General features: G+C 52.3%; 5 protein-coding genes. All 5 read right to left on the reverse strand.

Annotated elements, in window-relative coordinates:
* Positions 1–3,020: glycoside hydrolase family 5 protein (locus tag ACR0QE_RS12315; protein WP_432628638.1), on the reverse strand; the 3,020-nt coding region annotated here is incomplete at its 3' end.
* 41 nt (positions 3,021–3,061) lie between these two features.
* Positions 3,062–5,410 carry an alpha-xylosidase gene (yicI, locus tag ACR0QE_RS12320; protein WP_432628639.1) on the reverse strand — a complete coding sequence of 783 codons (2,349 nt, stop codon included), beginning with the start codon at positions 5,408–5,410 and terminating at the stop codon, positions 3,062–3,064.
* A gap of 162 nt (positions 5,411–5,572) precedes the next feature.
* Positions 5,573–7,057 carry an L-fucose/L-arabinose isomerase family protein gene (locus tag ACR0QE_RS12325; RefSeq protein ID WP_432628640.1) on the reverse strand — a complete coding sequence of 495 codons (1,485 nt, stop codon included), beginning with the start codon at positions 7,055–7,057 and terminating at the stop codon, positions 5,573–5,575.
* A gap of 90 nt (positions 7,058–7,147) precedes the next feature.
* Positions 7,148–7,768, reverse strand: coding sequence for a DUF4867 family protein (locus ACR0QE_RS12330; RefSeq protein WP_432628641.1), 621 nt, complete (start codon positions 7,766–7,768; stop codon positions 7,148–7,150).
* A 123-nt stretch (positions 7,769–7,891) separates the two neighbouring features.
* Positions 7,892–8,540, reverse strand: a 649-nt coding sequence (locus ACR0QE_RS12335) for an FGGY-family carbohydrate kinase (protein ID WP_432628642.1), incomplete at its 5' end; no start/stop codon positions are given.

The following is an 8,540-nucleotide window of genomic DNA, read 5'->3' on the forward strand; positions in this document are numbered from 1 at the left end:
ATCGAGAAGAAGCCTGTGCTCCAGGTGTTATCCGGATTTCCGGTGTAGTAGAGCTTGAGTCCTGCCTTCTCGCCGTACTCGACTCCGCCGTCTCTCTCAAACTCTGCCTGAAGTTCATCCTCTGTGAGTTCCACTGTTGTCTCCGCATACTTCGGCATCGTTACCGGGAATGCATTCTCATCTTCGCCCGGCACATCCGGGATATCCGGCTGATCCGGAAGGGACGGATCCCTCTCCACTGCGACAAGTCCGGTGACACAGATCATCTCCCCATCCCAGTGATTGCTGTAAAACTCCAGAGACTCAAGATCCTCCGGATCCTCAGAAAGACCTGTGATCCACAGATAAGTTCCGTTTTCATCTTCCTCTTTTGTCCATCTGCTGTCTCCATTGATGCTGAACATACCATCGCTCCAGGTGTTGTCCGGATTTCCGGTGTAATACAGTTTCAGTCCTGTCTTCTCCCCGAGAATACTTCCGCCATCCTTTTTAAGCTGTGCCTGGATTACACGCTTCGGCATCAGAACTTTCATCTGCTGTCCGCTCGGGAATGATGCCAGAGCAGTATTTTCATCTCCAAGATCTGCCTGTTCTGCCGTGACTCTCACCACCTGATAGGAATCCGCATTTGAATTCTCAGCGACCTCAAAACTCAATCTTGCATCCGCTGCCATGCTTCCGATAAGGACAACCGAAGCGTCCGTATCCTGATTCTCTGCATTCGTCTCATAGATTCCGCGGACCGTTGTTCCGTCTGCGAGCTTGAGTGCCGCATCTCCTGCAAATCCGCTCTCGCCCTTGACTGCAACCGTCAGTTTTACCGGCTTTTTGAGATCAACTTCTGCCTGCTCGAGCACCTCTTTCAAAGAGAGGGTGGAAGTCTCGCCCCGCTTTACCGTCAATGCCTCAAATTTCGGCGCCTTCTTTGTCACCTTCACATCGAGATTGAACAGGAAATAGCTTCCGCCCATGTACCAGAGATACAATCCAACCTGACCATATCCCTCCGCACGGCGCGCGTCGCTGAGTGCCCCCGGCGTCACGCTCCAGCTTCCCTCTGTTCCAAACGACTCCGACGCATCTCCGTAACCGGAAGATGTATCCACAAGCGCATAACTGTATCCACCGTCTGAATACGGGGAAACCTGAATCGTTACCTCATCGCCCTCCTCATATCCCGGGCAGAGTTTTTCAAGATCCAGATAATAGATTCCCGTCTTGAAATCAGTCTCCACCTGTGCCTCGCTCAGGGAAGAGCGTGCCACTCTCAGGCTGTAATCATAATGTTTTGTTCCATTGTTTGTGCTCGTTCCGCCCGGAGTCGTGGAATTGTTCGGGTGGCTTGCACTTCCACCGCCTCCGCCGCTTCCGCCGGATCCGCCTTTTCCTGCACTTGCTGTGCTCACTCCCGTTCCGACAACTCCGACCGAAGTCTGCTCATCATACAGAAGCGTTACAGAATGATTCTTGAAAGACAGTGCGCTCGCATGGTTTCCACCCTTCGACTCATCCGTCCACCAGATCAGCACGCCGATCTGGTCCTTGATTCTCGCGCGTTCCTCCGCGGTAAACATGTGAACCACTTCTGCTCCCGGGCTGTTAAACTGATACTCGATTGTATTGTCCCAGCTGTCAAGCAGGATTCCACCGCCGCCGTAGCTGTCCCAGTCATCGCTGCTCTCAAGCGTAAACTTGATTCCAACGATCTTGGAAGGCTGGAAAGACTCCAGAGATACCCAGCCGTCCGAGCTGATCGGGACCTGAACTTCTTTGTAATTCTTTCTCTCAAAAGTCTTTCTCTGAATCTGTCCCGCTGCAATCTTGTCTGCCAGCTCCCGGTATCCTGCCTTCACAACCGGATCAAAGAATTCTCCGCTGACACGCGCAATCGTTCTCATATCACCAGCTTCACTCGTGTCCCAGAGAACCGGGCACATTCCATACTGAAGGATAATCTCCGGCACCTGACGCAGATATTTGTGAATGCTGTCTTTTTCCTTATTATCCTCTGTCAGGACTCCATACTCTCCGATGATAACCGGAACTCCCTTGCTCAGGAAATTCTCTGCAAGAATATCAAGATCGGAATAGACCTGAGCGATCTCCTCCTCGCTTCCCCAGGTTGTCGCCGGGGTACACCAGTCCACATTGTGCTCTGCCACGCAGAACGGGGACGGGCTGTAATAGTGAATCGAGAGAATACATCTGCCCACCGGGTCCTCCGGCATATGGAAACGGCTGTCACTCGTGTTGCGGATATCCGTATTGTAGCCTGCAATTAAGAGATGACGCTTTGCATTGTTTCCGCCGGTTGCACGGACCGTGTCGACAAACGTCTGGTTGACTTCATTTAAAAGTTCATACTGCTTCGACATCGTCACACCCGGGAACTCGACCTCATTCATCGATTCAAAGATCAGGTGATCTCCGTAATCCTTAAAGTTCTCTGCGATCTGATTCCAGACGCTCTTGTATCTGTTCAGCGTTCCGTCATGGTCCTTCGTGATATTTCTCACCCAGGAAATATCAGCTGCTCCGCTGTCGTGATGAATGTTGAGGATCACATACATATCCTCCTCAAGAATCCAGTCGACTACGGTCTGAACCGCTGCCATGTACTCCGGATTGATCTGATCTCCGTCAAGCCAGTTTGCCCAGCTGACCGGGAGGCGGACCGTCTTGAATCCGCCCTCCCGAATTTTTCGGATATACGTCTGATTCACCGGTTCATTTCCCCATCCCCTCTGGTGATCCCAGGCCGTTGTCTCCGTGATCCACGAGCCGATGCTGTCAAACGTATTTCCAATGTTGTAACCAAGCCCCATATCATAGACGAGATCCTGAGAAGACATTTCCCGGACAACGCCATTCTTTCCGTACGTCTCCGCCTTTGCCGTGATCCTGCCTGCCGGAACACAGGTGAGAAACGCCAGAAGAAATGCCAGAAACTGACTCAGCATCCGCTTCCATGTTTTCGTACATCCGTTTCCTTTCACTCGTTCTCTTTCTTTTTCACCCACAAGAACCCCTCCCTCATCCTTTTTTCTTCTCTTTCTCAAAATCAAAGACTGCAAACGATCTTCTTTGTTCCCGCCTCCGGTACGATCACCGTCTTCGTCTTTCCATTCTCGCTCTGATACTCTGCGCGGGCTCCACCCTCAAGAACCTCTGCCTTGCGGTTTACCAGAACAATCGTGTACGGCTTGTCGCTCTCAACCTCGATTGTGAGTTTTCCATCCTTCTCCTCCGTGTGAATCCGTGCTTCCACCTCGGCATTCAGACCGCGTACTTCGGCATCCGCACTTTGACCCGGCTCATAAATCTGGATCTGCATTCCATCTGCATAGTCATAGTCCGGACGGTCTTCCTGACTTCCGAGAACAAGAATCGCATTTTCCCGGACAAACAGCGGAATCGAGAGATAATCCCACTTATCCTTGATCCACATCTGGCCATTGATTACATCCCCCGTAAAGAAGTTTGTCCATCTGCCCTGCGGGAGATAGAGCTCTGCCGTGTGATCCTCGGAAAAGACCGGTGCGACGAGGAGCTGATCTCCGAGCATATACTGGCGGTCTAAATAGTGGCAGGTGCGGTCCTCCTCAAATTCCATCACCATGCTGCGCATCATTGAGATTCCCGTCTCGGAAGTATGAACCGCCTGGGTGTAGAGATACGGCATCAGCTTTGCCTTCAAGTTTGCGAAGCGGCGGACAACCTCAACTGCCTGATCTCCATATGCCCACGGCACGCGGTAGGAAGTACTTCCGTGCAGACGGCTGTGGCTTGAGAGCAGTCCGAATGCCGCCCAGCGCATATACACATCCTCTGTCGAGGTATTCTCAAATCCGCCGATATCATGGCTCCAGAAGCCAAATCCGGACATCATCAGGGGGAGACCGCCTCTGAGGCTCTCCTCCATCGACTCGTAGTCGGACCAGCAGTCTCCGCCCCAGTGAACCGGGAATTTCTGTCCGCCGACAGTCGCAGAACGGGCAAAGAGAACTGCCTCGCCCTTTCCTCTCTTTCTCTCAAGAAGTTCAAATACCACTTTGTTGTAGAGATAGGTGTAGTAGTTGTGCATCTTCACCGGATCCGAGCCATCCGCATAGCAGACATCCTCCGTCGGGATTCTCTCGCCGAAGTCCGTCTTGAAGCAGTCAACTCCCATGTCGAGCAGGACTTCGAGCTTTCCGGCAAACCACTTGCACGCCTCCGGATTCGTGAAATCCACAAGCGCCATTCCCGGCTGCCACATATCCCACTGCCATACATCTCCATTTGCGCGCTTGACAAAATATCCGTTCTCCATGCCCTCGTCAAACAGGTAAGACTCCTGACCGATATACGGGTTGATCCACACACAGATCTTTAAATCCTTCTCCTTGATCCGCTTGAGCATTCCCTCCGGATCCGGGAACACACGGCTGTCCCAGAGGAAATCACACCAGTGGAATTCTTTCATCCAGAAGCAGTCAAAATGGAAGACGCGAAGCGGAATCTCACGCTCTCTCATTCCATCGATAAAGCTCATCACCGTCTTCTCATCATAGTTTGTCGTGAAGGAGGTGGAAAGCCACAGTCCAAATGTCCACGGTGCCGGAAGAGACGGTTTTCCGGTCAGATCGGTGTAGCGCTCAATCACTTCCTTGATCGTCGGTCCGTTGATCAGGAAATAGTCGAGTGTCTCACCCGGCACGGAAAACTGCACCTTGTTGACCTGCTCAGTCGCAACCTCAAAAGAGACGCGCTCCGGATGGTTGACGAAAACGCCATAGCCGCGGTTTGTCACATAGAACGGGATATTCTTGTAAGACTGGTAGGTGTTTGTTCCTCCGTCCTCATTCCAGATGTCCACAGACTGACCATTCTTCGTGAAAGAAGTGAAACGCTCTCCAAGTCCGTAGACGAGTTCTCCGACGTGAAGCAGAAGCATCTGGCGCATGTACGCGTCCTGCGGTCCCTTGTCGTAGGCATAACCCTTCCAGTCCGTTTTCATATACGCGAGATCGCGTCCCTTTGAGGAAGTCAACGGTTTTCCGTCACGCAGATATTCCATTGAGAAATGGTCCTTATCGATGACAAGAGAGAGGCTTCCGTTTTTCACGATCAGCTTCTCCTCGGTCTCCTCCGTCTCAAGACGGCACGGAGTGTACGTCAGATCAAATTTCGGTCCGTGATCGACAATTCCGCGGTGATGGCTCACGCGCACCCGCAGAACCTCCGGCGCCGGTGCCGTGATCTCAATCGTCAGATTGATTCCCCCAAGGGTATCTCCGCGGTGATTGATCCGTCCGGTCGGCGCACAGATCGTCACTCTCTCCTCCCCCGTCTTTACAAAATACGCCTGCTGCGGGGAAAAGCACTCGCAACCCTCTTTTTGAAGCCAGCAACCATTTCCAAACTGCATGATGTTCTCCTCCTGATTTCTTTCTTGATCCTGATATTTAATCCTGATATTTAATCTTGATACTTAATTCTGATACCATTATTATAACGAAGGCACTTTTCCGTCAAAACCATAAGAATCGGCGGAAAAATGCCCTACTTTTTAGCTATTTTTTATTTTGTTTTATGCAAACGGATTTTCCGTCTTATAGCGCATGCCCTTCGGCTGGTTAAAGCCGATCTCCTCCACATCGACGCCGAGATACTTGAAGACCTCGTAGATTGCCTTTCCGAAGTGTCCGAATGCAACGGCTCCGTGATGCGGGAAATTCTTCTCAATCAGCACATGGCGGTAAAAACGTCCCATCTCCGGGATCGCGAAAATGCCGATCGCACCAAATGAGCGGGTAGCTGCCGGAAGCACCTCTCCCTGTGCCACGTAAGCGCGCAGCTTGCTGTCTGCGGTGCTCTGGAGACGGTAAAACGTGATGTCTCCCGGAACAATGTCTCCCTCAAGCGTTCCCTGCGTCACCTCTTCCGGAAGAGAGCGCGCCATGATGAACTGGTACTTCATCTCGCAGAATGCCAGCTTCTTTGCACTCGTATTTCCACAGTGGAATCCCATGAACGTCTCCTTTAAATCATACGGGAACTTGCCCTTGATCTCCTCCTCGTAGAGATCCTCCGGAACGGAATTGTTGATGTCAAGCAGGGTCACGACATCCTCGCTCACGCAGGTTCCGATGAACTCGCTGAGTGCTCCGTAGATGTCAACCTCGCAGGAAACCGGAATTCCGCGCTCGGTCAGACGGCTGTTCACATAGCACGGAACGAAACCGAACTGGGTCTGGAATGCCGGCCAGCATTTTCCGGCGATTGCCACATACTCGCGGTAGCCCTTGTGAGCCTCCACCCAGTCGAGCAGCGTCAGCTCATACTGTGCCAGCTTTGCAAGGATCTCCGGCTTCTTGTTGCCCTTTCCGAGTTCCTCCTCCATATCTTTCACGACATCCGGGATACGCGGATCTCCGGCGTGCTTGTTGTACGCCTCAAACAGATCAAGCTCGGAGTTCTCCTCGATCTCCACTCCAAGGTTGTAAAGCTGCTTGATCGGTGCGTTGCACGCAAGGAAGTTCAGCGGGCGCGGGCCAAAGCTGATGATCTTGAGTTTGGAAAGACCGATCACTGCACGGGCGATCGGAAGGAACTCGTGAATCATCTGTGCACACTCCTTTGCGGTTCCGACCGGATACTCCGGAATGTAGGCGCGCACATTTCGCAGGTTCAGGTTGTAGCTCGCATTGAGCATTCCGCAGTAGGCATCTCCTCTTCCCTGAACAAGGTTGTCTCCGCTCTCCTCTGCCGCTGCGACAAACATCACAGGACCGTCAAAATGCTTTGCAAGCAGAGTCTCGGAAATCTCCGGTCCAAAGTTGCCAAGATACACAACAAGTGCATTGCAGCCTGCCTTTTTCAGATCCTCAAGCGCCTGCACCATATGGATCTCGCTCTCGACGATGCAGACCGGACACTCGTAGATATCGTCCTTTCCGTATGCTTTCTCATACGCCTCGACCAGCGCTTTTCTTCTGTTCACGGAAAGGCTCTCCGGGAAACAATCTCTGCTGACTGCAACAATGCCTGCCTTTACTTTTGGAATATTGTTCATGTGAATCTTCCTCCTGCATTTCTATTTCAATTTTTTATATTTCTTTTCCTGTCTGTTCGATCATTTTTTTCTTTCAAAAAATAATCGGCTTTACAGCCTGCACTCCCCGCGCAGACCAAGAAAGGTTCCCTCGGGAAGTCCGCCTTCCGGGTGGCCGATCAGCCACTTGTTCTTCGCCGCAAGCAGGCGCTCCTCACCGGATCGCACCTCGGGTCTTCCCCCGAGCGGAGCATTGGTTCCCCGCGGAAGCACGACAACACAGCGGAAGCCATCGTCTGTCGTCTGGCAGGGCGCATAGTGAAGCGTCGTCGCAAAGATCTCCACCATCGTTCCCGCCGGAACCAGAAAGGCTTTCACGTTTGCGACATCGAGTGTGTAATCACTCTCCATCTCCTCCCTGCGCGCAAGGAGAAGAATCATATCCGTCACAGCAAGGTTGATCTCCGAATCCCGGTGATACTCGAGCGCACTTAAGGATCGGTTGTGCCCGTTGCAGTATCCGAGCTGAACCGGCATCTGACCATAGACTCCATTTTCCAGCTCAGATGCGAGCTCCGTCTCTTCCAGCACCTCCACCGATGCCTCATACACCACATCCATCGGACACGGCGTCTTCTCTTTCATGACATCCATGATCTCTGCCACGTCATAACCGCCAATCACACTTCCGTATGCCCGAAATTCCGGATCCGTCACCTGATAAATCTTCACAGTTCCATCCTCTTTTCTTCTTTATCTTTTTTCTTGATCTAATCTCTTTTGCCCTGATCTTTTGGTCTGATTTTTTTATCTGATCTTTTGATCTTTTCTGACTATCTTCGCACAGTTGCCATCTTACAGTTGTGCAAGCTCTTTGTAATCGTCCTTGAGACTTGCATACAGTTTCTGGTAAAGTCTGTGATAGCGCGCATAGACCTCTCTCTGCGCCGGATTCGGCTCTGTGCTCTGCTTCACGCTCAGAAGCTTCTCACACGCCGACTCGACATCCGAATACACGCCGCAGCTCACCCCAGCGAGAATCGCAACCCCGAGAGCCGGTCCCTCCGACTGCTCGACGGTCTTTACCGGACAATCATACAGATCTGCAAGCATCTGACACCAGACCGGGCTCTTTCCGCCTCCTCCGCACGCCATCATCTGGTGGACTTCCACGCCCATCTCCCCGAGAATCTCCTTGCAGTCACAGAGGGAATATGCCACACCCTCCATCACGGCGCGAAGCAGGTGACGCTTTGTGTGGATTGCAGAGAGTCCAAAGAAAACACCTCTGCAATCCGGGTCGAGATGGGGAGTCCGCTCTCCCATCAGATACGGCAGATAGATCAGGTGGTCGCTTCCCGGTGCGATCTGGGCGACATCGCGGTTGACCAGATCATAGACGTCCCGTCCCGCTCTCTCTGCCTGCTCCACATAGTCCTGACAGAAATTGTCCTTGAACCACTTGAGGGAAAGTCCCGCCGCCTGGGTAACTCCCATGATGTGC

Source organism: Brotaphodocola sp. (genome assembly GCF_050873065.1).
Taxonomy (GTDB): Bacteria; Bacillota; Clostridia; order Lachnospirales; family Lachnospiraceae; genus Brotaphodocola.